This window comes from Micromonospora sp. WMMC264 (assembly GCF_027497275.1).
GTDB classification, from domain to species: domain Bacteria; phylum Actinomycetota; class Actinomycetes; order Mycobacteriales; family Micromonosporaceae; genus Micromonospora; species Micromonospora chalcea.
In genome coordinates this window covers 2,074,109-2,100,255 of the sequence record NZ_CP114907.1, presented here as the reverse complement: position 1 = coordinate 2,100,255, position 26,147 = coordinate 2,074,109, and the positions used below count along the sequence as shown (strand labels likewise).

Genomic DNA, 26,147 nt, shown 5'->3' with positions numbered 1-26,147 from the left:
CCTGGCGCGACGGGCCCCGGGCACCGCCGCGCCGGGCGCTGCCGCCCACCGTACGCCCCTCATCCCTCCCCCACCCCCCGCCCCCGTGATCTTGCACTTGCCGCCCCTCGGGTGTCTGCTTCGCGCGCAATGCCGGGGCTGGAACCGCAAGATCACCGAGAGCGGGGGCGCGGGCGGGCGGCGGGGTTATGCTCGCGGGGGGCGGTGGGAGGTGTGGTGTCGGATCCGCGCGTTGATCCGGACGTCGACCTGCGCGTACCGGCGGACCGGTCGGAACTGTCCGCGCACCCGGCGGCCGTGCTCGGCGTGATCGCCGCCGGTGGCGTGTTCGGCGCGCTCGCGCGGGCGGGCGCGCAGGCGGCGGTGCCACACCGGCCCGGCGAGTTTCCGTGGGCCACGTTCGCCGTCAACGTCACCGGCTGCCTGCTGATCGGTGCGCTGACGGCGATGCTCGCCGCCCGCCCGGCCCACCCGCTGACCCGGCCGTTCCTCGGCGTCGGCGTGCTCGGCGGGTTCACCACGTTCTCCGCGTACGCGGTCGACGCGCAGCGGCTGCTGACCGACGGCGCGGCGGCGACGGCGGGCGTCTACCTGGCCGCCACGGTGCTCGGCGCGCTGGCCGCGGTCGCGGCCGGGGACGCGGCGACAGCGCGCCTGCTGGCCGCCCGGCACGGGCGGGCCCCGTGACCGCCCAGACGGTGGCGGGCCGATGGCCGTCCTGCTGATCGCGCTCGGCGCCGCGCTCGGCGCGCCGCTGCGCTACCTGACCGACCGGGCGGTGCAGGCCCGGCACGGCTCACCGTTCCCGTGGGGCACGCTCACCGTGAACGTGGCCGGGTCGCTGCTGCTCGGCGGCCTGCTCGCGGCGCCCGTCGACCCGGCGGTGACCGCGCTGGTCGGCACCGGTTTCTGCGGCGCGCTGACCACCTGGTCGACGCTGAGCTACGAGACGCTGCGCCTGGCCCGCGCCGGGAAGCGCCGCCTCGCGTACGCGAATGCGGCGCTCAGCGTGGCCGCGGGCCTGGGCGCGGCGTTCCTGGGCTACGCCCTCGTCACCACGCTGACCGGCTGACCGCGCCGGTCAGCGGGCCCGGCGTTCCGGGTGGGCCCGGTTCCATGCCCGCATCCGCTCCGGGTAGCCGGTGCGGGCCGCCTCGTACAGCGGCACCGCGTGCTTCTGGGCGATCTTGCCGGCGGCGCGGGGCGAGCCGGTACGGCGGCGGATCCACTCACCGTCGTGCGCGATGGCGACGACTGTGGTGTCGGTGGCGGTGGTCTCCGGTTCCAGGTAGAACTCGACCCCGCGCCGGCTGGTGACGAACGCCTCCAGCTGCGCCAGGTCCTCCTTGGTCGCCTCGCGGTCGAGCTTCGTGGGCGTCGTCGGGTCGGCGGCCCGGCGGCTGAACCAGCCCATGCCCGCCTCCTCTCCTCGGCGTTCGCTCCAGTGCAGCACGCCGGCCTGGCAGGCGGCTGGGAGCGCGGTGGGAGTCGGCTGGACCGGCTCAGCCGACCTTCGCCGCCGGTGCGCCGGTCTGCGTGTCCGGCGCGGCGGGGCGCTCCCGCAGCACCGGCACCAGCGCGAGCGTGGGCAGCAGGAGCAGCGGCACCACGCCGAGCGCGGACAGCACGCCGAAGTGGTCGCCGAGGAAGCCGAGCAGCGGCGGCCCGGCCAGGAAGGCGGTGTAGCCGATCACCGCGACCACGCTCACCCGGGCCGGGGCCTTGTCCTCGTCGTCGGCGACGGCGCTCATCCCGACCGGGAAGCCGAGCGAGGCGCCGAGTCCCCACAGCGCGACGCCGACCACCGCGAGGGGGCCGTTCCCGGCCAGTACGGCGAGCGCCGCGCCGGCGGACGCCATCGCGATGGTGGTGAACAGGACCGGCACCCGGCCCCACCTGTCGATGGCGACGGTGCCGACGGTGCGGCCGATCGTCATGCCCACCACGAACACGCCGAACACCGCGGCGCCGACCGCCTCGTCGACCCCGTACCCGTCGACGAACGCCACCGCGAGCCAGTCGTTGGCACTGCCCTCGGTGAACGCCATGACCAGCACGAGCAGGCCGATCAGCAGGGTGCGGGGCTCACGCCAGGCGGCCAGCAGCGCCTGCCGCCGGGCGGCCGGCTCCCCGGCCCCGGCCGCCTCGGCGGTGGCCGCGAGGAATGCCCGGGCGCCGACCAGCGTGCCGGCCAGGATCAGCACGGACAGGACCGGCAGGTGCACGCCCACGGGTACGCCGAAGTGCGCGGCGCCGGCGCCGAGCCCGGCCCCGGCCACCGAGCCGAGACTCCAGGCGGCGTGGAACCGGGGCAGGATGGTGTAGCCGAGGCGCTTCTCCACGGCCGCGCCCTCGACGTTCATCGCCACGTCGCACATGCCGGAGCCGAAGCCGAACGCGGCGAGGCCGAACCCCACCCCGACGACCGAGCCGACCAGGCTGGCGGACAGACCCGCCACGGTCAGGCCGAGCGAGACCAGCACCACCGACACGGCGACAGTGCGCGCGGGCCCGAGCCGCTGGGTGACCAGGCCGGCCGTCGGCATGGCCAGCAGCGAACCCGCCGACGCGCAGAGCAGCAGCAGGCCGAGCCGCCCCGGGTTGAGGTCGAGCGCCTCCTGGGCCGCCGGGACCCGGGAGAACCAGCTCGCCACCGCGAGCCCGTTGAGGGCGAAGACGACGGCGACGCCGTTGCGGGCGGTCAGCACCGCCCGGGGCGCCGGTGGCCGCTTTCCGGCCGGTGCGTCGATGGTGCTGCTCACGGTGCGGTGGTCCCTTCCCCCGTCTGGTTCCCGACGACAATCGCACACCTGAGAGCGCTTCCACCACAAGCGCCGTTATGGCTTCGCCCATCCACGCCGGAGCAGGCATGATGCGGACATGGGTACGCCGACCGCACGTCCCGCCACGCTCGACGACGTCGCCCGCGGCGCCGGGGTGTCCCGGGCCACCGCCTCCCGGGTGCTCGGCGGCTACGGGTTCGCCTCGGCGGACGCCCGCGCCCGGGTGCACGCCGCCGCCGAGCACCTCGGCTACGTGCCGGACCTCGCGGCCCGGTCGCTGGTGCGCGGAGCGGGCGTACGCCTGGTGGTGGCCGTGGTGGGCCGCGACGACACCGTGCTGGACGACCCGTACGTGCACCGGGTGGTGGGCGCGGCGTCGCGGGTGGGCGCGCCGCACGGAGTCGGGGTGGCGCTGGAGTGGCTGCCGCTGGCCGACCCGTCCGGGCTGACCCGGCTGGGCGCGGACCGGGGCGTGTGCGGGGTGATCCTGGTCAACACGACCCAGGCCGCGCTGGACGCGGTGCCGCCGAGGCTGCGCGGCCGGGTCGTCTCGATCGGTCAGGGCTCTCCGGCGGTGCCGTCGTTCGACGTCGACAACGCCGGTGGCGCGGGTGAGGTGCTGCGTCACCTGTACGCCACCGGCCGGCGCCGCGTCGTCATGGTCACCGGGCCGCGCTGGTTGAGCTGCGCAGAACGGTCGGTGACCGCGTACCGGGAGCTGATGCGGGAGTCCGGGTCGCCGGAGCGGCTGGTCACCGGCGACTTCACCGCGGCGCGGGGCGGCCGGGCGGCACTGGAGGCGCTGCGCCGGTGGCCGGACGCCGACGCGGTCTACGCGGCCAGCGACGCCACCGCGTTCGGCGTGATCGCCGCGCTGCGCGGGCGCGGCGTGCGGGTGCCGCACGACGTGGCGGTGGCCGGGTTCGACGACCTGCCGTACGCGGCGATCAGCAGCCCGCCGCTGACCACCGCGACCCATCCGGTGGACCGGATCGCCGCCGCCGCGGCCACGGCCGTGCTGACGCGCGCGCCGGTCGCCCCGAGCACCGCGTTCCCGTCGACGCTGGTGGCCCGCGAGAGCGCCTGACGGTCGATGGGTACGGCGAAGGAGGGCCTCCGGTGGGCGGTGTCATGACGTGGATGTACCGGGGCGGCCGGGTGGTGCTGCGCCGTCGCCGCCGCGAGCCGGTCCGGCTGGTCGAGGTGCCGGTGGCGCAGCGGCCACCGATCCTGCGCCGGCATCTCGCGCTCGCTCCCGGCGCGCGCCCGCACGCGCCGGTGGACCGGCACGCCCCGCTCACCGACTTCGCCCGGGTCGCCCCCGGCATCCCGGTCTTCCGGATCGTCGCGGCGGAGTCCCCGGCGCGGTGACCCGCCGCCCGGGTCGTCACCGGGAACCCCGGCGGAACGGCGACACGACAATCCTTCAGAATATCGATCGCTCACGTTTTCGACGTCGTCCGAATGGGAGAGGACGCCGGTAAGATCGGCGACAGAACGGCGACCGATCACGGACTGCCCGGCGGGCTGCACCGGCTCACACTGAGCGCATGAATACGAGACTCCGCCGCAGCCGGGCATTCCGCCTCGCGGTGTGTCTCGCCCTCGTGGCGATATTGAGCGGCTGCATGCAGCTCAACCTCGGGCTGACCGTGAACGACGACGACACGGTCTCCGGTCAGCTCCTGCTCACCGCGCCGAAGTCCGTGCTCAAGCAGCGCAACCCGGACCCGGCGGTGGCCTTCGCGGAACTGCGCCCGAACATTCCCTCACTTCCGCCCGGAGCGGAGACCCGGTACGAGGACGCCACCTCGTACGGCATTCAGATCACGTACCGGAAAACACCGCTGGCACAATTCACGAGCGAAAGCGTGAATCTTGTCCGGGACGATGATCTGTATCGCTTCTCGCTCCCGCTGGACCCGAAGAAATACGGCGGCAAGTTCGGGCAGCAGGATCCGCGCCAGCAGCAGGCGTTCATGACGCTGATGGCGTTCGAGATCTCGGTGACGTTCCCCGGCCGGGTGCTCGACACCAACGGCACTGTCACCGGGCGCTCGGTCACCTGGAAGGTGGTCGCCAACCAGCCCAAGCCGTCCGAGCTGCGCGCCGTCGCCCAGGCGCCCCCGCCGCCGGCCACCAGCCCGGCCGCCGTGGTGACCGGTGACGGTTCCTTCCCGTGGCTGCCGGTGGTGGCCGCCGTGGTCGTCCTGCTGCTGGTCGCCGCCGTCGTGCTCGTGCTGCTGATGCGGCGGCGGCGCTCCCGCGGCGGCCCGGACGCGACGGCGACCACCGGCCCGGGCGTGCCGGCCGGCCCCGCCCCGGCCTCCACCGGCGCCCCGGCCGCGCCCGACGCACCGACTCGACCCGCCGGTCCGCCGGCCTGAGCCAACCGACCACCGACGGCGTCCGCGCCGGCGGCCCACCAGCACACCGGGCGGAGGCTGGGTCACGTGACCCGGAACGCCGCCGCACCATCCCACCCCGACCTGCACCACCGCACCATCGAAAAGAGGGGGATCGCCGTGAACGATCTCTTCACCTGGGCCGCCCTGGGCAGCCTCACCGGCGCCAGCGCCGCCACCCTGCTCGCCGCGAACGTCATCGGCGGGCTGATCGGCCCGAGCGGCGACAAGGCGCGCAAGTGGATCGCGCTGGGCTTCGCGCTCCTGCTGTCCTACCTGACCGCCGCGTTCGCCGCCGACGCCGGCCCGGAGAAGTGGATCATCGCGTTCTTCAACGGGCTGGTGATCTTCTCCGCCGCGCTCGGCGTCAACCAGCTCCCCCCTGGTAACCGGCAGGCGACGCAGGCGTCGCCGACCCAGCTCGCCCAGGGCCACGAGCCCCGCTACGTCCGCTCCTGGGTCTGAGAGAGGTGACCCCATGATCTTCGGCATCCTCAGCGCGGCCGTCCAGGTCGTCTTCGGCGCCGTACTCGGGCAACTCGCCGCCGGCACCGTCGGCCTGCTGGCCGGCGCGGTCGTCGGCCTGCTCGTCGGCGCGCCGTTCGGCTGGGCGTCCGCGTCCGCCGGCACGTACGGCCCCGACCCGAAGGGGATCTTCCTGTTCGTGGTCGACCACACCTGGAGCCTGCTCAACACGTTCGCCGGGGCGCTCTTCCTGGCCCTGCACCTGGTCTTCGGCCACCAGCTCGACCGGATCGTCTCGGCCGGCAGCGGCCGGGTCAACGTGATCGAGGGCGTCTCACCCCGGTACGCGACCACGATCGGCACCGTGTGCGCCGGCTCCAGCCCGGGCATCCAGCGCCACGAGGACGTGCACGTGTTCCAGGCCCGGCTGCTCGGCCCGTTCTACCTGCCGCTCGTGGCTCTCAACTACGTGCTGTTCACCATCGCCCCGGTGTGGCTGCTCTGGCACGACCACACCAACGCGCCGATCAACCGGTTCACCCGCTACTTCGAGATCGGCGTCTACCCGCACGTGTGGAACGAGGCCATCGCGTACCGGATCCAGGGGACGCCACCGCGATGACCGGCGCGATCGAGGCGGCCGTCGCGGACGTCGCGAGCTGGCTGACCGGAGCCGCGGGTGAGCCCGTACCGGTCGGCCCGCCGCGCGACGACCCCGGCGGCGGCCTCACGGTCTGGCCGCTGGAGCTGCGGCCGGCCCGGCAGACCGCCACCGGCGGCGCGGCGCGCGAGCCGTACCGGTTCGTGGTCCGCCTGCTGGTCTCCGGCGGCGGGCCGGCGGCGCTGCCCGCGCTGGACCGGGTGCTCGCCGCCGCCACCACGGCGGGCCGGCCGGAACTGGTGCTCGCCACCGGCGACCCGGCGCTGTGGCGGGCGCTCGGCGTGGCGCCCCGGCCGGCGCTGCTGCTGGACGTGCCGGCCCGGATCGACCGGCCGGTCCCGGTCGCGCCGCCGGTGCGGCACCCGCTGCGACTGCGGCAGCTCGGCATGCGCACGCTCGACGGCCGGGTGGTCGGCCCGCAGGACCAGCCGCTCGCCGCCGTCCGGGTGGAGCTGGTGGGCACCGCCCAGGCCACCGAGACCGACACCGCCGGCCGGTTCCGGCTGACCGGCGTGCCGCACGACCCCGACGCGCCGGACGCCCCGGTGCGGATCCGGCTGGTCGGCGCGGGACGCGTCCACACCGCCGAACTCGATCCGGACGGCGACCACCTGATCGTCGTCCGCGCGCCCGACTGACGTACGAGGAGGACCGATGCCCACCTACTTCTCCCCCGGCATCTACGTCGAGGAGGTACCGAGCGGGGCCCGCCCGATCGGACCGGTCGGCATGAGCACCGCCGCGTTCGTCGGGGTCGCGCCCGACCGGGGCGCCCACGTCGGCGAGGCGCTGGCGGTGAACAGCTGGACCGAGTTCCTGCGGCTGTACGCCGACGGCGAGCACCTGGAGAGCACCCCGCTGGCCCGCGCCGTGTTCGGCTTCCTGGACAACGGCGGCACCCGCTGCTGGGTGGTGAACGTCGGCGAGGGCGGCCGCCTCACCGGCACCGGCGGGCGGCGCGGCGGCCTGGAACTGCTGGAGGCGATCGACGAGGTCTCCATAGTGGCCGCGCCCGGCTACCACGACCCGGTCTCGCACGAGGCCCTGATCAGCATGGCCGAGCGGCTGCGCACCATGGTGGCGATCTGCGACCCGCCGCCGGAGGTCACCGACGTCTCCCGGCTCACCCGCGTCGCCACGCCGGGCAAGCCGCCCAAGCCCGCGTCGGCCGACAAACCCGCCGAGGGTACGCCGGGCGACGCCGACGACGAACCGCCCGGCACCGGCGGTGACCGGCCCCGGCAGTCGGACTACGCCACCTTCTACTTCCCGTGGATCCGGGTCCGTGACCCGCTCAGCGGCGACCTGGTGCTCACGCCGCCGAGCGGGCACGTCGCCGGCATCTGGGCCCGCACCGACGCGCTGCGCGGCGTGCACAAGGCGCCCGCCAACGAGCCGGTACGCGGGGCCGTCGACCTCGCGTACCGGGTGACCCGGCCCGAGCACGACGTGCTCAACCCCAAGGGCGTCAACGTGATCCGGTTCTTCGCCGGGGAGGGCATCCGGCTGTGGGGCGCCCGTACGCTCGCCGCCGAGGCCAGCGAGTGGCGCTACCTGAACGTACGGCGGCTGTCCATCTCGATCGAGCAGGCCATCGCGGGCGGCACCCGGTGGATGGTGTTCGAGCCGAACGACTTCACGCTGTGGCGCTCGATCCGCCGCGACATCGGCGCGTTCCTCACCCGGGTGTGGCGCGACGGCGCGCTGCTCGGCCGTACGCCCGAGGAGGCGTTCTTCGTCAAGTGCGACGAGGAGACCAACCCGGCCGACGTCCGCGACGCCGGGATGGTGGTGGCGCACATCGGCATCGCCGTGGTCAAGCCCGCGGAGTTCGTGGTGTTCAAGCTGAGCCAGTGGGCCGGCGGCACCGAGACCGAGACGATCGGAGGCTGACATGCCCACCACCGCGACGCCGCAGCCGGGGGCGCCCGTCGACCCGTACCGCGCCTACCACTTCAAGCTGCTGATCAACGGCATCACCAACGGGCACTTCACCGAGGTCAGCGGCTTCGAGGTGGCGATTCCCGCGCTGTCGTACCGGGAGGCGGGCAACGAGCGCATCCGGGCCGTGCCGGGACAGGTCGAGTACGCCCCGGTCACACTTCACTTCGGCCTGACCAGCTCGCGTGAGCTGTGGGACTGGGTGAACGCGGCGGCGAAGGGCACCGTCAACCGGCGCAACGTTTCGGTGGTGCTGCTCGACCCGGCCGGCACAGCCGAGGTGCTGCGCTGGAACATGATCAATGCCTGGCCGACCCGGTGGCGGGGCGCGCACCTGAACACCCTGTCGCAGGAGATCGCCATCGAGGCGCTGACCCTGGCGTACGAGGGCCTGGAACTGGAGGCCGGCGGTGCCGCCGCCCCGGCGGGCGCGTGACCGGCTGGCCCGCGCGCTGCGGGTCACCGCGGATCGCCTGTCCGGTCCGGCCCCGGCCGAGGACGCGCCGTCCTCCCCCGGCCAGCAGCCCGCCCCCGGTCAGCCGCCCGAGCACTGGCGGCGGCTGGTGGCGGCGCACGCCCCCGGCCTGCTGCGCGACCTTCCGCCGGTTTCCGCCCCTCCCCCGCGCTCCGACGAGCGGCGCCAGAGGGGCCGGTGGCGCTGGATGGCACGTTTGATCAACGGACTCGCCGCTTCCCGCAACAGCCCGCCGAGATCTTGGTACGAAAGGGCCCCTATAGGGGCCGTTTCCTACCAAGATCTCCCGGAGCTCCTGGGAAGTGGGACGGGGATCTCGGGAAGCGGGAACTCGGAGCCGGGGCGCGGTGCGCGGTCGCCGGGAGCGACGAGTGCCGGGTGGGAAGTGAGCGGGGCGACGCCCTCCACGCCGACGCCGGGCGCCCGGTCCCGCTCGGACAGGCCGTCGCGGTCGTGGGACAACGGGGCGTCTGCGGGTGAACCCGCGAACCGGTTCGTGACGGAGCCGATCGGCTTGGCCGGGGCACCGGAGAGGACGAGAGCGGCGCGTATGCCGGACCGGACCGGATCACCGGGCGCCGTCGGCCCGACCGGTACCGCAAGCACCACGGAAACCATCGGTGGCGCGCCCCCGGCACGCCGGCCGGCGGTGACTCGCGCCCTCAGGCCGGCCCTCACCGGCACGAGGGGCGCGAGCAGCGACGGCACCGGTCGGCCCACCGACCCGGGCGTGCCCGCCGGGCCCGTACACCCCGCCGGCAGCCGGGACACGATCGGATCGCCGGGTCCCGTGGGATCCGGCGAATCGGACCGGCCCTCACCGTCCGAGCGCAGGCCCGGCCCCGACCGGGTGGACCCGCTCCGCAACCTCCCACAGGTCGACCGGGGCCGGCCGACGCGCAGGGACGACATCGCCGGAGCGGACGTGCCGTCCGATCGAGGGGACACGCCCCCGCTCGCCTTCGCGGCTGCGCCACCGTCGTTGCCGCGCGGACCGGCCCCACGCATCAAGGGCGGTCGAACCGGATCAACGAACGGTCGCGACGGGACAAGGGACGGATCCGTCGCCCAGTACCCGGGGCGCGCCGCCGGCCTGCCGTACCCGGGCGGACACGACCCGGCGTCCGGGGAGAGGCAGGGGCGGTGGCCCGCGCGTCCCACGTACAGCAACCCGTGGCCGGCCCTGCCGGACGGTTCCGACCCGACCCGCACGACGGGCCACGTGGCGACCGGGATGGCCGAGGGCGGCGGGACGCACGCGGATCCGTGGCCGGCGCTCCCGGCCGAACCGGCCTGGCCCGCCCCGCAGCCCACGCGGTGGAGCGACACGGCCCGGCTGGACCAGGAACAGGCGGGTGACTGATGGAGCGCGTCGCCTTCCTCGTGGACGAGTCCGGCACCCGGGTCGACTGCCTGCTCAACCCGGAGACCGTGCAGGTGACCCGCCTGGCCGGGGTACGCCCGCGCGGCGGACCGGACGGGCCGCTGACCGGCGCCGGGCTGGCCGACGACCCGCTGGTCTTCACCGGCGGCGGGCGTACCGAACTGGTCCTGGACCTGCTCTTCGACGTCGACTTCGTGGAGTCGCCGGCCCGGCCCGAGGACGTCCGCACGCTGACCCGGCCGCTATGGATGCTGGCGGAGAACTCGGCGGTCGAGCACGGCTGGCTACGCCCGCCGCTGGTCCGCCTGGTCTGGGGCAAGACCTGGAACGTGCCGGGCGTGATCACGGCGATCGCGGAACGGTTCGACGCGTTCACCCTCACCGGTACGCCCCGGCGCTCCTGGCTGCGGCTGAAGCTGGTCCGCGTCGCCGAGGGCGCGGAGGCGGCGCGCGCCGGGTTCGAGGAGGAACTGGCCGCGGCGAGCACACCCGCTGTCGCGCCCGGGTCCGCGGTGGTCGCCGCCGCCGACGGCGCGGCCGAGCCGGGCTGGTCCGGGGTGCGCTTCGACCTGCTCGCCCACGACGCGCTGGGCTCGCCGCTGCGCTGGCGGCTGCTCGCCGAGCACAACCGGATCACCGACCCGCTCACCGTGCCCGCCGGCACCGCGCTCGCCGTCCCGCCGGCCGGCGCCGCCACCGTCGCGCCGGACGCCGTCACCGCGGGAGGCACGCCGTGACCCGCCACGCGACCAGCCCGGCGCGGCGAGCGGCCGCCGGGGGTGCGCCGTGAGCCGGGCCGCCCTGGTCACAGTCGACGGGCGACCGCTGGCCGACCCGGCCCGGCTGCGCGGCATCCGCGTCGCCGCCCGCCTCGACCGCCCGGCACAGTGCGAGCTGACCCTCGCCGCCGCCCCCGGCGCGGGTCCGCTCGACCCTCCGGTACGCCCCGGCGCCGCCCTCGACGTCCGCCTCGACGGTCAGGCGGAGGCGCTGTTCACCGGCGAGGTGACAGCAGTCGAGCGGGAGTACGCCGGTGACGGCGCCGCGCTGGCCCGGATCCGGGCGTACGACCCGCTGCACCGGCTGCGCAAGCGGCAGGAGCTGCGCGTGTTCGAGTGGGTGACCGCCGCCGAGCTGGCCGCCGACCTGTGCGCCGGGCTGGGGTTGAGCGTGGCGGCCGAGGACGACGGGCCGCGCCTGGACCGGCTGCTCCAGCACCGGCACACCGACCTCGATCTGCTGTGCGAGGTGGCCGGTCGCGCCGGGCTGCACCTCGGCGTGGACGGTGACCGGTTGCGGCTGTGCACGCTGGACGGCTACGGAGAGCCGCTGCCGTTGACGCTCGGCGAGACGGTGCACGCGCTGCGGATCACCGAGAACCTGGACCGGGCGGGCGCGGAGTGCGCAGTGCTCGGCTGGCACCCGCAGCGCGCCGAGCCGCTGAGCCAGCGCGCGGACGAGGCGCGCAGCGGGCGGCGCATCCCGCTGCGCCCCGACCCGGGCGACGTGGGCGCGGACGGCGTGCGTACCGCTGTGGACCAGCCGGGCCGCAGCGACGACGAGCTGGCCGCGCTGGCCCAGGCCGGGCTGGACGCCCGGGTGGCGGCGCTGGTCACCGCCGAGGGCACCGCGGAGGGCGACCCGGCGCTGCGGCCGGGCCGGCGGATCGCGCTGGCCGGCGTCCCGGAGCCGCTGGCCGGGGTGTACGTGCTCACCGAGGTGGTGCACACGGTGGACGCCGACGGGCACCTGACCCGGTTCTCCACGGCGCCGCCCGGCCCGCCGCCGTCGGCCGCGCCCCCGGCGGCGACTGTCACGCTCGGCACCGTCACCGACGTCGACGACCCGGACGGGCTGGGCCGGGCCCGGGTGACGCTGCCCGCGTACGGCGATCTGGACGCCGGCTGGCTCGCGGTGCTCTGCCCGGGCGCGGGCCGGGGCAAGGGGATCGTCGCGCTGCCCGACCCGGACGACACCGTGCTGGTGGCGCTGCCCGGCGGCGAACCGGCCTCGGGCGTGGTGCTCGGTTCGCTGTTCGGCGCGGTCGAGCCGTACGACACCGGGATCGTGTCCGGCCGCTCGCGCCGCTGGTCGATGCGGACCGGCACCGGGCAGTCCATCGTGATCGACGACGACGGGCGGACGCTGCGGCTGGCCACCGACGCGGGCAGCTTCGTCGAGCTGCGCCCCGAGCTGACCACCGTGCACGCCGCCGGTGACCTGGTGCTCTCCGCGCCCGGCCGGGCCGTCGTGGTGCGCGGCCGCACCGTCGACTTCCTGCACGCCCCGGCGGCCGAGGACGCCGAGACCGCCGCCGCGCAGGCCCGTACGCTCGCCCGTTCCGCCGGAGGTGGCTGATGCGCTGGATCCACCGCGACTCGCTGATCACCTGCGGACACGACGGGCGGGTGAGCAACCGCCCGTCCCAGCAGTGGGTGACGGTCCAGGCCGTGCCGGTGCTGATCCGCCCCGACCCGGAGGGGCGCGACATCACCGCCTGCCCCAACTACGGCCCGACGATCAAACCGTGCCTGCACACGCTGACCGTGACAGTGGGTTACAGCACGTGGGTGCGGGTGGACCGGCAGCCGGTGGTGCTGTCGCACCTGGACGGTCTGACCGACGGCACCCCGCCGGGCACCGTGCACCACCAGGTCCGCGACGTGCGGCAGAGCTTCCTGGGGGCGGACGCATGAGGGCCTTCCGCTTCGTCGGCGCCGGCTTCGACGCCGGCCGCGCCGGTGGTCTCGCGCTCACCGCCGCAGGCTCGCTCGCCATGACCGACGGCGACGAGACGGTACGCCAGGCGCTGTACCTGCTGCTGTCCACCACGCCCGGGGAGCGGCTGATGCGTCCCGGGTACGGGTCGCGGCTGCACCGGCTCGTCTTCGCGCCGAACGACGACACCACCGCCGGGCTGGCGATCCACTACGTGCGGCAGGCGATCCGGCGCTGGGAGCCCCGGGTCGAGGTGCTCGATGTGGACGCCGGCCCCGACCCGGACGACCCGTGGCGCCTGGTGATCCGGCTGGACTACCGGGTGCGGGCCAGCCTCTCCCCCGGCCACCTGGTGTTCTCCGTCGACCTGCTGCCCGCCGACGAGGAAACCGCAGACGAGGAGGGCACGTCATGACGCTGCCGGTGCCGCACCTGGACGACCGCGCCTTCCTCGACCTGGTCACCGAGGCGCGGGAACGCATCGCCCGGTCCTGCCCGGACTGGACCGACCTGTCCGCGCACGACCCGGGCATGGCGCTGGTGGAGGCGTTCGCGTACCTGACCGAGGTGATGATCTACCGGCTGAACCAGTTGCCGGAGAAGGCGTACGTGGCGTTCCTGAACCTGCTCGGCGTCACCCGGCATCCACCGGCGGCGGCCTGGGCGGACGTGCGCCTGACCCGTACCGGCCCGGACCGCGGCCCGGTGCGGGTGCCGGCCGGCACCCGGGTCGCCGCGGCCCGCGGCGCGGACCCCCGGCCGGTCGTCTTCGTGACCACCGAACCGGCGGTGCTGCCCGCCGGGGAGACCACGACGACGGTACGCGTGCACCACTGCGAGCCGGTCGAGGCGGAACTGCTGGGCACCGGCACCGGGCAGCCCGGTCAGGTGTTGCGGGCGGCCCGTGCGCCGCTGACCCGTACCACCGAGGCGCTTGATCTGCTGCTCGGCGTGGAGGTGCCGGCCGGTTCGGTGGAGCTGGGCGCGGCCGCCCGCGAGCACGAGGGGCGCACGTACGAGATCTGGCGGCCGGTGGACAGCTTCGCCGGTGTCGGCCCGCAGGCGAAGGTCTACCTGGTGGACCGGGCCTCCGGGGTGGTCACGTTCGCCCCGGCGCTGGACCTGCGCCCGGACGGTGGCGCCCCGGCCGTCGAGGGGGCGGCCGGGGCGACCACTGTGGCGGCGGTGCCGCCGGACGGACGGCAGGTGCGGCTCTGGTACCGCTGCGGCGGCGGACCGGCCGGGAACGTCGCGGCGGGCGTGCTGACCAGCCTGCGCGACCCGCTGCCGGGGGTGAGGGTGGACAACCCGGAGCCGGCCACCGGTGGGCGGGAACTGGAGTCGCTGGAGTCGGTGCTGGCGCGCGGGCCGTACGAGTTCTTCGCCCAGCAGCGCGCGGTGACCGCCCGGGACTTCGAGATCCTGGCCACCGGCTCCGGGGCGGTGGCGCGGGCGCGGGCGTTCACCCGGGCCGCCGTCTACAGCTTCGCCCGGCCCGGCGAGGTCGAGGTGGTGCTGGTGCCGTACGTGCCGGAGGCGGCCCGCCCCGGCGGCCGGCTGCCGGTGGCGGTGCTGCGCGAGCACGAGGTGGAGGAGGCCCGCCGCCGGGTCGAGGCCGATCTGGAGCGGCGCCGCGCCCTGGGTACGGCGGTGCGGGCGGGCTGGGCGCGCTACAAGGCGGTGTCCATCAGGGCCCGGGTGGTGGTGCGCCGCGAGGAGGACGTGGACGCGGTGCGCCGCCGCATCCACGACCGGCTGCACCAGACGCTCAGCCCGCTGCCGACGCCGCTGAACCCGGCCGGCTGGGCGTTCGGCGAGCCGCTGCGCGCCTCCAACGTGTACCGGATGCTGGAGCACGCCGAGCCGGGCGTGCGCTACGTCGAGTCGGTGCGGTTCGTGGTCGACGAGGCGCCGGACGCGCAGGTACGGACCGTGGCGGTGGACCAGTACCAGGCCGACACCTGGTACGCCGGCGGCGGCCCGGTGCTGTTCCGCTCCACCAACGCGGGGGCGGGCTGGGAACCGGCCGGCCGGTTCGACGACGAGACAGTGGTGCGGGTGGTGCCCGCGCCCGCCCCGGTACGCCCCGGCGTGGTCCCCCGGGCCGGTTCGGTGGCGGTGGTGACCACCCGCGACGCCGGAGGTTCCCGGGTCCGGCTGAGCACCGACCTGGGCGAGACGTGGACGCTGCTGACCGACCTCGACTCCGGCGTACGCGATCTGGCCTGGATCGACCGGGACGGCACCGGCGCGCTGCTGCTGGCCACCGACGCGGGCCTGTACGAGGTGCCGCTGCTACCCGGCGCGGTGCCGTTGCAGATCCTGGTCGACCCGGCCGACGCCGACCGGGGCTTCTACGCGGTGCGCGCGTTCGTCTCCGAGCGCGGCGCACCAGGGGTCGCGGTCGCCGCGCAGGCCGGATTCGGCGTCTACCTGTCCACCGCGGCCGGGCGGCCCGGCACGTTCGCCCACGTCGGCCTCGCCAACGTCGACAACCGGATCCTCGCCGTCCAGTACGACGGCCCGGCCACGCTGCTGTGGTGCGGCGCGGGCGAGCCGGACCCGAAGAAGCCCGGCCAGGGCTGCCACCGCACCCGGCTGTTCGAGTCGGACGTGAAGTGGCAGTCGATGGCGTCCGGCTGGATCGGCGGCACCTGCCGCGACCTGGCGTTCAGCGGCCCGCTCGCGCTCGCCGCGACGCAGAGCGGCGGCGTGGTCCGCCTCGACACGCTCGCCGGGCAGCCGCAGTGGTCGCCCGTGATGGTCAACTGCGGCCTGCCGCTGCGGGACCGCACCCGGTTCGTCCCGGTCGACGCCATCGCCGCCACCGCGCCCACCGGCACCTCCGGCGCCGGGCGGCTGGTGCTCGCCGGCGGCGAGCGCGGCGTGTTCCGCAGCGGCGACGGCGAGAACTGGACGGCGAGCGCCAACCAGGCCACCGCCGACGTGGTCACCGTCCCCGGCACCTGGCTGCTCTGCTCCGGCGAGCACGACATCGAGGTGGTGCGGCAGGATGCGCCGAGCGGCGATTGAGCGGCTGCTGCCGGCCGCGTACCAGCGGGCCGCCGGCCCGGGCAGCGTGCTGGGCGCGCTGCTGGACGTGATGGAGGCGCTGCACGCCCCGGACGAGGCGGTGCTCGCCGACGTCGACGCGCTGTTCGAGCCGTACCGGACGCCGGACGGGTTCGTGGCGTACCTGACCCGCTGGGTGGCGATGGACCACGTGGTCGCCGCGCCCCGCGCCGACGCGCCGCTGCCGTTGCCGGCGGGCCGGCTGCGGGACCTGGTGGCGCACGGCGCGCTGCTGGCCCGGTGGCGCGGCACCCCGTACGGCATGCGGACCGCGCTGGAGCTGGCCACCGGCGTGACCGGGTTCGTGCTGGACGAACCGCCGGACCGGCCGTTCCACCTGGTGGTGCGGGTGCCACCGGCCGCCGCCGACCGGCTCGCGCTGGTCACCCGCATCGTCGAGGCCGAGAAACCGGCGGCGGTCACCGTCGAGGTCGTCACCGGGGACCCGCCCGACCCGGGCCCGCCGCCCACGCCCGAGCCGGACGATGCCGAGCCCGCCGCCGGGGTGGCGACGGTGCGCGCGGTCGGCCGGGCGCACGTACCCGCACCCCACGATCCGCCCGAGGAGCCGTCATGACCACCGAATGGACAGTCGTCGCCGCCGCCGAACAGTTCACCCTGGACGCCCGCAACAGCGGTGAGCTGACGTTCACCGTGTCGAACCCGGGCACCGCGCCGGACACCGTCGTCTTCGACGTCGCGCCCGGCGAGGGCAGCCAGCGGGCCTGGTTCACCGTGGCCGAGCCGCAGCGGGTGGTGCCCGGGCAGGGCTCGGTGTCGTTCCTGGTACGCCTGGCCGTGCCGCCCGGCACGCCGCCCCGGCGCTACGACATGACCGGGTTCGCGTACTCGGCGAACACCGCGCCGGAGGAGAGTTCCCGCTCCAGCGGCCGGGTCACGTACGACGTGCGGGCCGTCGTACCCCCGAAGCGCGCGCCGTGGCCGTGGATCGCGGCCGCCGCGGCGCTGGTGCTGGTCGTGGCCGGGGTGGTGGCCTGGCTGGTGACCCGCGGACCGGACACCCCCGCGCCGCCGCAGGCCGACGCGGTGACCGTGGAGGCGGAGACGCTGGTCTCCGGCGCGACGGTGCAGTCCACCACCGGCGCGAAGGCGGACGTGGTGGCGCAAAAGAACTGCTGCGACGTGGTGTGGTCCGGCGACGCCCAGCTGTTCTTCCTGGGCCGGGGCGTCGGCGACCGGGTCACCGTGCAGGTGGACCTGCCGTCCGACGGCACCTGGCGGTTCTCCACCGTGCGGACCACGTCGTTCGACTACGCGAACACGATCTGGCTGGTCGACGGCCGGCAGGTCGGCGACACGTTCTTCGGGTTCACCCCGACGGTGGTCCGCACCGACGAGGTGGACGTGGGGACCCTGGAGCTGACCCGCGGCCCGCACAAGCTGACGCTCGTGGCGGTGAGCAAGACGCAGGGCACCGACAGGTACTTCGCGGGCGTGGACGAGATCCGCTTCACGCCCGTCGTCCGGCCATGACCACCAGGCAGAAGGTGCTGCTGGTGGCGGTGGCAGTGCTGCTGGTGGCGCTGTACGTGGTGGCGGTGGCCGGACGCCGCGACGACAGGGGCGACCCGGCGGCCGGGCCGGGCGCGCTGGCCCGGCTGGGACGCGGGTCCGGGACGGTCGACCCGGCGACGGTGGCGGTGAGCTGCCTGCCGCCGGCCGCGGAACCGGCCACCACCGCCGACGGGGTGACGCTCACCTTCGGCACGGTGTGCCGGCTGCGGGTGGCCGACCCGGGCGCGCTGCGCACGCTGGTGCTGCGCGGCACGACGCCGTTCGAGGTGACAGCCCGCGCGCCGGGCGACGCGGACGTGACGGTCACCGACGAGGTCGCGCCCGACGCGGACGGCCCGGCGGTGGCGAAGGTGGCTGTTGACCGGGAGACCGAGGTGCTCCTGCGGTGTCCGGGAGGTGGTGGATGTTCGGTCACGCTGGCCCGGTCCTGACCGGGACGGAGACGCGGCATGGGTGAGTTGCGCAAGCCGTTCCTGCTGCTGGCGTTGCTCGCGGTGGCGCTCGTGGTCGGCGTGGAGCTGGGCGCGGCGGCGCTGACCGGCGGCGGCGACGCGAGCGGCGCGCTGCGGGAGCGCGCCGGGCAGCTCGGCGTCGAGCTGGGCGACGTCGGCGCGGTGTCCGAGCCGTCCGGGCGGGGCATCGGCTACCTCGCGCTGATCGACGTGGTGGCGCTCTGGACGACCGGGCTGTTCTGCCTGAGCCTGGTGCTGCCGGACCGGGTGCAGGGCCGGGTGCAGGGCGTGGCCACGCTCGTCTTCTCGATCGTGCTGCTGCTGGTGTCGCTGGTCCTGCTGATCGTCGCGTTCGTCGAGCTGACGGTGATGGTGTCGCTGGTCCTGGCGCCGCCGTTCGGCACGCTGGCGTACCTCGCGGTGTGGGGGTTCTTCCCGGTCGGCGACGCGGCGGTGCTGCTCGGGCTGGCGCTGCTGCTCAAACTGGTCTGGGCCGGGCTGCTGCTCGCCGCCCAGCCCCGGTTCCTGCGTAACAAGGGCCTCGTCGCGCTGATGCTGACCACGCTGCTGTGCACAGTGGTGCTGCAGTTCCTGCACGGCCTGGTGCCGGTGATCCTGGTCAGCATCCTGGACGACCTGGGCGCCGTGGTGTTCGCGGTGGTGGCGCTGATCTGGGCGCTGGTGCTGCTGATCGGGTCGATCCCGGCGATCGTGAAGGCGATCCGGACCACCGCCACCACGTCCGGCCGTACCGTCACCTGACCGCGCCGCCGGCCGCGAGCGTGGCCAGGCGCGGCAGTTGCTCAGGGTCGGTGAGCGCCGACCCGACCGCCACCACGCGCGCCCCGGCGGCGAGGAAGTCTTCCGCGTTGCCGGCGTCGACGCCGCCGGTGGCGACGAACCGGGCCTCCGGCAGCGGCCCGGCCACCGCCCGGAACCAGGCCGGGCCGAGGCTGACCGCCGGGAACGCCTTGAGCCACACCAGGCCGTGGTCGAGCGCCCGCTGCGCCTCGGTCGGGGTGGCCACGCCGGGCAGGTGCGGCACGCCGAGACCGGCCGCCGCGTCGGCCACCGCCAGGTCCAGGCCGGGCGCCACCGTGAACGCCGCCCCGGCGGCCACCGCGTCGTGGACCTGCGCCGGGGTACGCACGGTGCCCGCGCCGACGATCCGGTCCCGCCGCCGCCCGGCCGTCACCGCGGCGCGCAGCGCCGGCACCGCTTCCGGGGTACGGATGGGCACCTCCACCACGGCGATGCCGAGATCCCAGGCCAGTTCCGCCAGCCGGACCGTCTCGTCGACAGGCAGGTCGCGCAGGATCACCATCACCCGCGCGTCGCCGAACAGTGCCTCGAAGTCGTGCCCGCTCATCTCCCGCTCCCTCCCCTGACCTGCGCGGTCCACATCGTCTCCGGCAGCGCCAGCGCCCGCGCGATCGTCTCCGGATCAGGCGGCGGCGCGGTGTCGCCCGGCACGACCAGCACCGGCGCGGCGGTCAGGTGCCCCAGCCGCAGACAGGCGCGCAGGTCCAGGCCGCGCAGCAGCCCGGACAGGAACCCGGCGGCGAACGCGTCACCCGCGCCGACCGGCTCCACCACGTCCACCGGCAGCGCCGGCACGAACACCGCCGGCCCGGTACGCGGCAGCGCCGTCGCGCCGACCGGCCCGTCCTTGACCACCACCAGTTCCGGGCCGGGCAGCAGGGCACGAACGTCGGCCGGATCGTCCGCAGCCCACAGTCCGGCCGCCTCGTCCAGCCCGACCAGCACCACGTCGGCGCGGTCGGCCAGGCCGTGCAGGACCGGGGCGGCCCGGTCGGCGGGCCAGAGCGCCGGGCGGTGGTTCACGTCGAAGCTGACCCGGGCACCCGGTAGCGCGCGCCCGTCCAGCGCTGATACGAGCAGGTCACGGCAGGTGCCGGAGAGCGCCGCGGTGATGCCGGACAGGTGCAGCAGGCGTGCCCCGGCCAGCCCGGAACGCGTGAGGTCGGCGGCACCGAGGCGGCTCGCGGCCGACCCGGCACGGTGGTAGTGCACGCGGGTGCCGACCGGGGTCGGATCCTTCAGGTAGAGCCCGGTCGGCGCGTCCGGATCCACGATGACCAGGCTGACGTCCACGCCCGCGGCGGCGACCTCGGCCACCACCCGCCGCCCGAACGGGTCGTCGCCGACCCGGCTGACCCACGCCGCGCGGTGCCCGAGCCGGGCCAGTCCGGCCGCCACGTTCGACTCCGCGCCGCCCACGCCGACGGTCAGCCGCGCCGCGCGCTCCAGCGACCCGCCGTCATCGGGGGCGAGCACCACCATCGTCTCGCCCACGCAGACCACCTCCGGCCCGCCCGCCGGGCTCACGGCGTCACCCCCAGGCGGGCCGCCACGTCGTCCGGGTCGAGGTGGCCGTCGGCGACCAGCACCCGGTGCCGGTTGTGCCGGGGCCGGCTGGCCGCGACCACCGCCGGGGTGTCGAACGCGTACGCGACGCAGACGCCCGGGTACATCGCGGTGCGCACGAACCACCTGTCACCCGGCCCCAGACCGGTGAACACCAGCGTGTACGCGCCACCGCCAAGCGCGGAGGCGGACAACGCCAGCCAGGGCGCGGCCGAGCCGTTCACCGCCTCCTCGCCCACCGCCTCGGCGGTGCGCACCCGCGCTTCCCCGTCGGCCACGGCACGCCAGAAGAATCCGCCGTAGCCGGCGCCGCCCGGGCGGCCGTTCGTGGCCGGGCTGCCCAGGCGCACGTCGGCGCCGGTGGCGGAGGTGAGCGTGGCGGACAGGTCCAGCCACCAGGCGTCCTCCCCGGCCGGGGTGGCGGTGATCCGCCGGTGCTCGCGCAGCAGCACCCGGCCGTGCCGGTCCCGCCATTCCAGGTCGTGGTCGAGCCGGTCGGCGGTCCGCTCGCGCCAGCCGGTGTGCGCGATGACGCCGTGGTCGTCGCGCCAGGTGTAGCCGGTGCCGCGCACGTACGTCCGGCCGCCCCACAGGTTGACGCCGTCCACGTCCTGCACGGCCAGTGACGCGCCGAGGTGCCAGACGTGGTCGGCCGGGAGCGCGTCGGTGACCGGCGTGCCGGCCCGGGTCCGCACCGGATGCAGGTAGGGCCGGGGCCCGTGGCGCGGGTCCAGCTCCGGCCGGACCAGGTACCGGGCCACCTCGGCGCCGTCCACCACCAGCCGGGGTTCGGCGGTCACGTCGGGTCCGGGGCGGGGACCGGGCGGCGGGCGTCGAGCGCGTGCAGCGCCGCGAGGGCGTACCCGCCGAGGATCGGCACCGCGACCGGCGTGACCAGCACGCCCAGCAGCACCGCGAGGGCGCAGATGCCGGAGGCGGCGGCCCGCACGCCGGGGCGCTGCGGGCAGGTGCGGGCCACCTCACGCGCCGCCGTCCGCCAGCCCCGGCCGCCGCTGCGCCCGACCGCGACGGTGACCAGGCCCGCGTACCCGAGCAGGACCGCGACCACGACGGCGGTGAGCGCGAGCGCGGGCCCGCCGCCGGGAACCCGGCCGGTGGCGAGCGCGAGCAGGTCGGCGGCGAGCAGCGCGACGGCGGCCAGGGCGACGGCGCTGACCGCCAGCCCGGCGGGCAGCGCGCGGCCGAACCGGGCCAGGCTGGTCCGCGCGTCGGGCCAGGAACCGGTGACCGACCTGTCGTGCAGCGCGGCACTGGCAGTGGCGAGCGCCGGGGCGAGCGTGAGCACCGGCAGCGCGGCCAGCGCCACGGCGAAGCCGAGCAGCGCCAGATCGGTCGCCTCGCGCAGCGTGTCCCGCCAGTCGCCACGGGCAGGCACGGCGGTCATCCCTTCAGCCCGCTGGTGTTGATGCCCTCGACGAGCATCCGCTGGAAGGCCAGGAAGAACAGGAACACCGGCAGCAGCGACAGCACCGACATGGCGAACATCGGGCCGACGGCGCTCTGGCTTGTCGAGTCGATGAACAGCGTCAGCGCCACCGGGACCGTGTAGTCCTCCAGGCTGGACAGGAACACCAGTTGCCGGAAGAAGTCGTTCCAGGTCCAGATGAACGAGAAGATCGCGGTGGTGACCAGCGCCGGGCGGCTCAGCGGCAGGATGACGTGCCGGAACACGCCGTACGGGGACGCGCCGTCGATGGTGGCCGCCTCGTCCAGCTCGCGCGGGATGCCGCGCATGAACTGCACCATGAGGAAGACGAAGAACGCCTCGGTGGCCAGGAACTGCGGCACCAGCAGCGGCAGGTACGGCCAGTCGCCGCCGACCAGTCCGAGGCTGCGGAACAGGATGTACTGCGGCACGATCAGCACGTGCCCGGGCAGCAGCAGCGTGCCGATCATCACGGTGAACCACAGCTTGCGCAGCCGGAACCGCAGCCGGCCCAGGGCGTACGCGGCGAGCAGGCAGGACAGCGCGTTGCCGACGACGGTGAGCGCGCTGACCACTGCGCTGTTGAGGAAGAACCGGCCGAAGCTGATGTCGAAGTTGGTCCAGCCGTCGACGTAGTTGCCGGGGGTGAACACCTCCGGCAGCAGGCCGACGTTGTTGACGATCTCGGCCTGCGACTTGACCGACGTGCCGAGCATCCAGAACAGCGGGTAGAGCACCACCGCGACGATCGCCACGAGCACGACCAGCCGCAGGACGTTGCGGCCGCTGCCCGGCCGGCGGCGGGCGACAGGAAGCGCCGTCATGAGTCGTCTCCGTCCGAGTAGTGCACCCAGAACCGGCCGGTGCTGAAGAAGACGGCGGTGACCACGCCGATCGCCACCAGGAACACCCACGCCATCGCCGACGCGTAGCCCATCTCCAGGTCGGTGAAGCCGGAGATGTAGAGCTTCAGCGTGTACATCAGGGTGGAGTCGACCGGGCCGCCGGTGCCGTTGCTGAGCACGAACGCGGCGGTGAAGCCCTGGAAGCCGTTGATGGTCTCCAGCACCAGGTTGAAGAAGATCACCGGGGAGAGCATGGGCAGGGTGACCGCGCGGAAGCGCCGCCACGCCCCGGCGCCGTCCACCGCCGCCGCCTCGTACAGCTCGGTGGGCACCTGCTTGAGCCCGGCCAGGAAGATCACCATGGGCGCGCCGAACTGCCAGATGGCCAGCACCATCAGCGTCTCCAGCGCCCAGTCCGGGTCGCTGACCCAGGGCAGCCCCTCGACGCCGAACAGGGCGAGGAACGAGTTGAACGCGCCGTCCCGGTTGAACATGTTGACCCAGACGATGGCCAGCGCGACGCTGCCGCCGAGCAGCGACGGCAGGTAGAACAGGCTGCGGAACAGCCCGACGCCGCGCCAGGCCCGGTTGAGCAGCAGCGCCACGCCGAGCGCGGCGGCCAGCTTCAGCGGCACCGCGATCAGCGCGAACGTCAGCGTGACCCGCACCGCGTGCCAGTACGACGGGTCGGCGGTGAACATCCGCTCGTAGTTGGCCAGCCCCACCCACCGCACCTCGGACAGCGGCGTGAGGATGTCGTAGTCGGTGAAGCTCAGCCAGAGCGACAGCAGCATGGGGATCGCCGTGACGCCCATCAGTCCGATGAGCCAGGGCGAGAGGAAGACGTACCCCGCCAGGCCCTCGCCGAGCCGGGCCCGGCCGGCCCGACGCCGCGTGGGGCGAGGGCCGGCCGGTCCGGTGCGCGGGGTCCGGCCGGGCGCCGTGGTGACAGCCACGGGACCGGTCCTTTCGTGGGGTCAGGCGATCGCGGACTTGCAGGCGGTGACGAACTGCTCGGCCGCCTGAGCCGGGGTGGCGCGGCCGTACTGGGCGTTCTCGGCGGCCTTGACCAGCTCGGACTTGACCTTGCTGTGCCCCTTGATCGGCACCTGGGGCGAGGCGCCGAACTTCTGCGCCAGGTCGGACTCGACCTGGATGGACTGCTTCATGGCCGGGTCGGTGGCGGTCTCGCTGACCTTGGCGCGCAGATCCATGTTCGACGGCAGACCGCGGTCGGTGCCGAGCAGCGCCACCGCCTCCGGGTCGTTGTTCAGGAAGTTGATCACGTCGACGGCGACGTCCTTGTGCTTGCTGCCCTTGAACACCGACCAGTACATCGAGGCGCGCGCCCACTGCCCGCTCGGGTCACCCGGGTACGCGACCACGCCCAGCTCGTCCTTGGTGTTCTTCTTCAGGTCCGGCATCTGGTTGACCCACACCCAGGAGGTGGCCGACTTGCCGGTGACCACCAGCTGCTTGGTGATGTCGCTGGAGTTGCCCTCGTGGATGACGTCAGGCTTCGGGGTGGCGCCCCGGTCCCGCGCGCCCTTCCACAGCTCGAACCACTTCGTCACGTCCTCGGCGGTGAAGCCGAGCTCCTTGCCGTTGTACAGGTCCTTGCCCTGCTGGCGCAGCCACACCCAGAGCGCCTTGTAGTCTGCGCTCGGATCCTGGGTGCCGGGCACCTTCGTCTTCTTCGCCACCTGCTCGGCCCAGGCGATGTGCTCCTCCCAGCTCATCCCGGTGGTCGGCTCGGGCAGCCCGTTCTTTTGCAGCAGCGTCTTGTTGTAGACCAGGCCCTGGGTGTTCTCCCCGGCGGCCACCCCGGCGAGCTTGCCGTCGACCACGCCGTACTCCAGCAGGCTCTTGGGGAACTTCGACACGTCGAGCTTGCCGGAGTCCTGGTAGCTGCCCAGGTCGAGCGTGGTGCTGCGGCCGGCGTACTCGGCCAGGTAGTTGTCGTCGATCTGGAACAGGTCCGGCGGGTTGCCGCCGGCGGTGAGCGTGGCGAGCTTGTCGAAGTAGCCCTGGTTGGCCTGCCAGGTCTTCTCGAACGTCACGTCCGGGTGCTTCTTGGTGTAGAGGGCCAGGGCGTCCTCGGTGAGCTTGGCCCGGGCCTCACCGCCCCACCAGAAGACGGAGAGTTTGACCGGGCCGCCGTCGCCGCCGGCGTCGTCGTCGCCGCAGCCGGCCGCGCCCAGGGCGAGGGGCACGGCGAGCGCGACGGCGGCCAGGCCGCGCACGAGTCGACGTCGGGTCACAGGGGTACGGTGATGCCGCCCGGCGGGTGCGCCGGCGGTGGGGGACGTTGCGGGGTGCATCTGCGCTCACTCCTCGGCTGTGGGAGGCGACGACGTCACCGGCGGCCGTCCACGGGCCGCCCGGGTCCGCAGTGCTGTGCGGGCCCGGGCCACCTGCTCAGGCCCCGGTGCCGTCCCGGCCGGGCGCGGGGACGGGCCCGGTCGAGTCGCGGACGACCAGTTCGGTCTGGAGCATTACCTGTGCGGTGGTGCGACGGTCGCCGGCCGCCGCGCCCCGGCCCCGGGCGCCGCGTGGCGCGTCGGAGTCGAGTTGCAGCAGCATGTCGACGGCCGTCCGGCCGGCGGCCGCGGTCGGCGTGGCCACCGTCGTCAACTTGGGGCGGGTGAGCCGGCTCAGCGCGATGTCGTCGACGCCGACGACGCTCACGTCGTGCGGCACCCGCGTCCCGAGCGCGTCCAGCCCTTCGATCAGGCCGATCGCCATCAGGTCGTTGTAGGCCAGCACGGCGGTGACGCCGCTGCGGCGCACCTGTTCGGCCAGGGCGCCGCCGCCGGTCTCGGTGGGCTGGTTGGGTCCGAGGACGGTCAGTTCCGCTGAACCGCTGCGGGCGGCGGCGGTAGCGGCGCGGCGCATCTCCCGGGCGGTCCACGAGCCGCGTGGGCCGCCGAGCAGCGCGATCCGGCGGTGGCCGAGCCCGAGCAGGTGCTCGATCGCGGCCCGGGCGCCCTGCCCGACGTCCATCATCACGCAGGGCAGGCCGGCGACCTGGCGGTTTATCACCACCACCGGGACCTCGCGGCTGACCTGCTCGATCAGGCTGTTGCTCATCCGGGGGCTGCACAGCAGCACGCCGTCGACCTGCTTGGCCAGCGCGTGGACCAGGTCCTCCTCGGCGACCGGGTCCTCGTTGGTGTCGGCGACGAACACGTGGTAGTCGCGGTGCCGGGCCTGCCCCTCCGCCGCCTTGATCAGCGGCGGGAAGAACGGGTTGGCGATGTCGGCCACGATCAGGCCGATGTTGTGCGTACGGCCGGTGATGAGGGCCCGGGCGGCCCGGTTGGGCCGGTAGCCGAGGTCCTCCGCGCAGGCCAGCACCCGGACCCGGGTCTCCGGGTTGACCAGGTGCGGGGCCGAGAACGTCCGGGACACGGTGGAGATGTGCACACCGGAGGCGCGGGCGACGTCCCGGATGGTGGCTGGCACGGCGGGCTCCCTCGTCCGATGTGGTGGGGGTCACGGGTGCCGCCCATTAATGCAAACGGTTGCGCCGGTGTCAACGGTCCATTGTTGCGGCTCGATTGCGGCGACGGTGC

Annotated in this window: 30 protein-coding genes; 20 read left to right on the top strand and 10 right to left on the bottom strand. The window is 74.8% G+C overall.

Features of this window, described 5'->3' with window-relative positions:
• Window positions 1-204: 204 nt before the first annotated feature.
• Complete coding sequence (locus O7542_RS08655) at window positions 205-687, top strand: CrcB family protein (RefSeq protein ID WP_281605998.1); 483 nt, start codon at window positions 205-207, stop codon at window positions 685-687.
• Between the two features lie 22 nt (window positions 688-709).
• Complete coding sequence (locus tag O7542_RS08650) at window positions 710-1,072, top strand: CrcB family protein (protein ID WP_281605997.1); 363 nt, start codon at window positions 710-712, stop codon at window positions 1,070-1,072.
• Between the two features lie 9 nt (window positions 1,073-1,081).
• Here O7542_RS08650 and O7542_RS08645 read toward each other — a convergent pair whose 3' ends face one another.
• A complete protein-coding gene (locus O7542_RS08645; RefSeq protein ID WP_030499339.1) occupies window positions 1,082-1,414 on the bottom strand; it encodes a hypothetical protein in 333 nt (110 codons plus the stop codon).
• 88 nt (window positions 1,415-1,502) lie between these two features.
• Window positions 1,503-2,762 (bottom strand): MFS transporter, encoded by a 1,260-nt coding sequence (locus O7542_RS08640; protein ID WP_281605996.1) that lies wholly within the window; start codon window positions 2,760-2,762, stop codon window positions 1,503-1,505.
• A gap of 118 nt (window positions 2,763-2,880) precedes the next feature.
• Here O7542_RS08640 and O7542_RS08635 point away from each other — a divergent pair, with 118 nt between their 5' ends.
• The 18 genes from O7542_RS08635 to O7542_RS08550 all read left to right on the top strand — a co-directional run bounded on the left by O7542_RS08635 (window position 2,881) and on the right by O7542_RS08550 (window position 18,654).
• A complete protein-coding gene (locus O7542_RS08635; RefSeq protein ID WP_064445751.1) occupies window positions 2,881-3,870 on the top strand; it encodes a LacI family DNA-binding transcriptional regulator in 990 nt (329 codons plus the stop codon).
• Between the two features lie 32 nt (window positions 3,871-3,902).
• Window positions 3,903-4,154, top strand: a complete 252-nt coding sequence (locus O7542_RS08630) for a hypothetical protein (RefSeq protein ID WP_233514658.1) — start codon at window positions 3,903-3,905, stop codon at window positions 4,152-4,154.
• Window positions 4,155-4,333: 179 nt separating this feature from the next.
• Window positions 4,334-5,170 (top strand): DUF3153 domain-containing protein, encoded by an 837-nt coding sequence (locus tag O7542_RS08625; protein WP_223201020.1) that lies wholly within the window; start codon window positions 4,334-4,336, stop codon window positions 5,168-5,170.
• 138 nt (window positions 5,171-5,308) lie between these two features.
• A complete protein-coding gene (locus O7542_RS08620; protein WP_064445749.1) occupies window positions 5,309-5,653 on the top strand; it encodes a hypothetical protein in 345 nt (114 codons plus the stop codon).
• 13 nt (window positions 5,654-5,666) lie between these two features.
• Window positions 5,667-6,275: a hypothetical protein gene (locus O7542_RS08615; RefSeq protein WP_069088539.1), complete on the top strand. Its 609-nt coding sequence runs from the start codon at window positions 5,667-5,669 to the stop codon at window positions 6,273-6,275.
• Entirely contained in the window at window positions 6,272-6,952 is a 681-nt protein-coding gene (locus O7542_RS08610) for a carboxypeptidase-like regulatory domain-containing protein (RefSeq protein ID WP_281605995.1), read from the top strand. The genes O7542_RS08615 and O7542_RS08610 overlap by 4 nt, the downstream gene beginning before the upstream one ends.
• A 16-nt stretch (window positions 6,953-6,968) precedes the next feature.
• Window positions 6,969-8,207, top strand: coding sequence for a phage tail sheath subtilisin-like domain-containing protein (locus O7542_RS08605; protein ID WP_209962160.1), 1,239 nt, complete (start codon window positions 6,969-6,971; stop codon window positions 8,205-8,207).
• Between the two features lies 1 nt (window position 8,208).
• Window positions 8,209-8,691 carry a phage tail protein gene (locus O7542_RS08600; protein WP_043323571.1) on the top strand — a complete coding sequence of 161 codons (483 nt, stop codon included), beginning with the start codon at window positions 8,209-8,211 and terminating at the stop codon, window positions 8,689-8,691.
• Between the two features lie 1,261 nt (window positions 8,692-9,952).
• Entirely contained in the window at window positions 9,953-10,093 is a 141-nt protein-coding gene (locus tag O7542_RS08595; protein ID WP_281605994.1) for a hypothetical protein, read from the top strand.
• Window positions 10,093-10,851 carry a hypothetical protein gene (locus O7542_RS08590; RefSeq protein WP_064445745.1) on the top strand — a complete coding sequence of 253 codons (759 nt, stop codon included), beginning with the start codon at window positions 10,093-10,095 and terminating at the stop codon, window positions 10,849-10,851. The genes O7542_RS08595 and O7542_RS08590 overlap by 1 nt, the downstream gene beginning before the upstream one ends.
• Before the next feature lie 49 nt (window positions 10,852-10,900).
• On the top strand, window positions 10,901-12,472 hold the full coding sequence (locus O7542_RS08585; protein ID WP_281605993.1) for a phage baseplate assembly protein V: 1,572 nt from the start codon (window positions 10,901-10,903) through the stop codon (window positions 12,470-12,472).
• Window positions 12,472-12,810 carry a hypothetical protein gene (locus tag O7542_RS08580; protein WP_064445743.1) on the top strand — a complete coding sequence of 113 codons (339 nt, stop codon included), beginning with the start codon at window positions 12,472-12,474 and terminating at the stop codon, window positions 12,808-12,810. The genes O7542_RS08585 and O7542_RS08580 overlap by 1 nt, the downstream gene beginning before the upstream one ends.
• Window positions 12,807-13,247, top strand: coding sequence for a GPW/gp25 family protein (locus O7542_RS08575; protein WP_069088533.1), 441 nt, complete (start codon window positions 12,807-12,809; stop codon window positions 13,245-13,247). The genes O7542_RS08580 and O7542_RS08575 overlap by 4 nt, the downstream gene beginning before the upstream one ends.
• Window positions 13,244-15,865 carry a putative baseplate assembly protein gene (locus O7542_RS08570; protein WP_069088532.1) on the top strand — a complete coding sequence of 874 codons (2,622 nt, stop codon included), beginning with the start codon at window positions 13,244-13,246 and terminating at the stop codon, window positions 15,863-15,865. The genes O7542_RS08575 and O7542_RS08570 overlap by 4 nt, the downstream gene beginning before the upstream one ends.
• Window positions 15,846-16,481: a phage tail protein gene (locus tag O7542_RS08565; RefSeq protein ID WP_069088531.1), complete on the top strand. Its 636-nt coding sequence runs from the start codon at window positions 15,846-15,848 to the stop codon at window positions 16,479-16,481. Before O7542_RS08570 ends, O7542_RS08565 begins: the two co-directional genes overlap by 20 nt.
• A complete protein-coding gene (locus O7542_RS08560) occupies window positions 16,478-17,398 on the top strand; it encodes a hypothetical protein (protein ID WP_069088530.1) in 921 nt (306 codons plus the stop codon). Before O7542_RS08565 ends, O7542_RS08560 begins: the two co-directional genes overlap by 4 nt.
• Window positions 17,395-17,871, top strand: a complete 477-nt coding sequence (locus O7542_RS08555) for a hypothetical protein (RefSeq protein WP_069088529.1) — start codon at window positions 17,395-17,397, stop codon at window positions 17,869-17,871. Before O7542_RS08560 ends, O7542_RS08555 begins: the two co-directional genes overlap by 4 nt.
• A gap of 18 nt (window positions 17,872-17,889) precedes the next feature.
• On the top strand, window positions 17,890-18,654 hold the full coding sequence (locus O7542_RS08550) for a hypothetical protein (RefSeq protein ID WP_069088528.1): 765 nt from the start codon (window positions 17,890-17,892) through the stop codon (window positions 18,652-18,654).
• On the opposite strand, the gene O7542_RS08545 is transcribed toward O7542_RS08550, so the two are convergent.
• The 8 genes from O7542_RS08545 to O7542_RS08510 all read right to left on the bottom strand — a co-directional run bounded on the left by O7542_RS08545 (window position 18,647) and on the right by O7542_RS08510 (window position 26,037).
• The gene (locus O7542_RS08545; protein ID WP_069088527.1) at window positions 18,647-19,261 is read right to left on the bottom strand and encodes a bifunctional 4-hydroxy-2-oxoglutarate aldolase/2-dehydro-3-deoxy-phosphogluconate aldolase; all 615 of its coding nucleotides are present in this window, start codon (window positions 19,259-19,261) and stop codon (window positions 18,647-18,649) included. The genes O7542_RS08550 and O7542_RS08545 overlap by 8 nt on opposite strands.
• Complete coding sequence (locus O7542_RS08540; RefSeq protein ID WP_255365625.1) at window positions 19,258-20,208, bottom strand: sugar kinase; 951 nt, start codon at window positions 20,206-20,208, stop codon at window positions 19,258-19,260. Before O7542_RS08540 ends, O7542_RS08545 begins: the two co-directional genes overlap by 4 nt.
• 29 nt (window positions 20,209-20,237) lie before the next feature.
• Entirely contained in the window at window positions 20,238-21,080 is an 843-nt protein-coding gene (locus O7542_RS08535) for a PmoA family protein (RefSeq protein ID WP_069088526.1), read from the bottom strand.
• Window positions 21,077-21,685: a hypothetical protein gene (locus tag O7542_RS08530; RefSeq protein WP_069088525.1), complete on the bottom strand. Its 609-nt coding sequence runs from the start codon at window positions 21,683-21,685 to the stop codon at window positions 21,077-21,079. Before O7542_RS08530 ends, O7542_RS08535 begins: the two co-directional genes overlap by 4 nt.
• The gene (locus O7542_RS08525) at window positions 21,682-22,551 is read right to left on the bottom strand and encodes a carbohydrate ABC transporter permease (RefSeq protein WP_043323561.1); all 870 of its coding nucleotides are present in this window, start codon (window positions 22,549-22,551) and stop codon (window positions 21,682-21,684) included. Before O7542_RS08525 ends, O7542_RS08530 begins: the two co-directional genes overlap by 4 nt.
• A complete protein-coding gene (locus tag O7542_RS08520; protein WP_064445732.1) occupies window positions 22,548-23,528 on the bottom strand; it encodes a sugar ABC transporter permease in 981 nt (326 codons plus the stop codon). Before O7542_RS08520 ends, O7542_RS08525 begins: the two co-directional genes overlap by 4 nt.
• Before the next feature lie 21 nt (window positions 23,529-23,549).
• The gene (locus O7542_RS08515; protein WP_113972866.1) at window positions 23,550-24,893 is read right to left on the bottom strand and encodes an extracellular solute-binding protein; all 1,344 of its coding nucleotides are present in this window, start codon (window positions 24,891-24,893) and stop codon (window positions 23,550-23,552) included.
• 97 nt (window positions 24,894-24,990) lie between these two features.
• Window positions 24,991-26,037 (bottom strand): LacI family DNA-binding transcriptional regulator, encoded by a 1,047-nt coding sequence (locus tag O7542_RS08510; RefSeq protein WP_043323558.1) that lies wholly within the window; start codon window positions 26,035-26,037, stop codon window positions 24,991-24,993.
• Window positions 26,038-26,147: the final 110 nt, after the last annotated feature.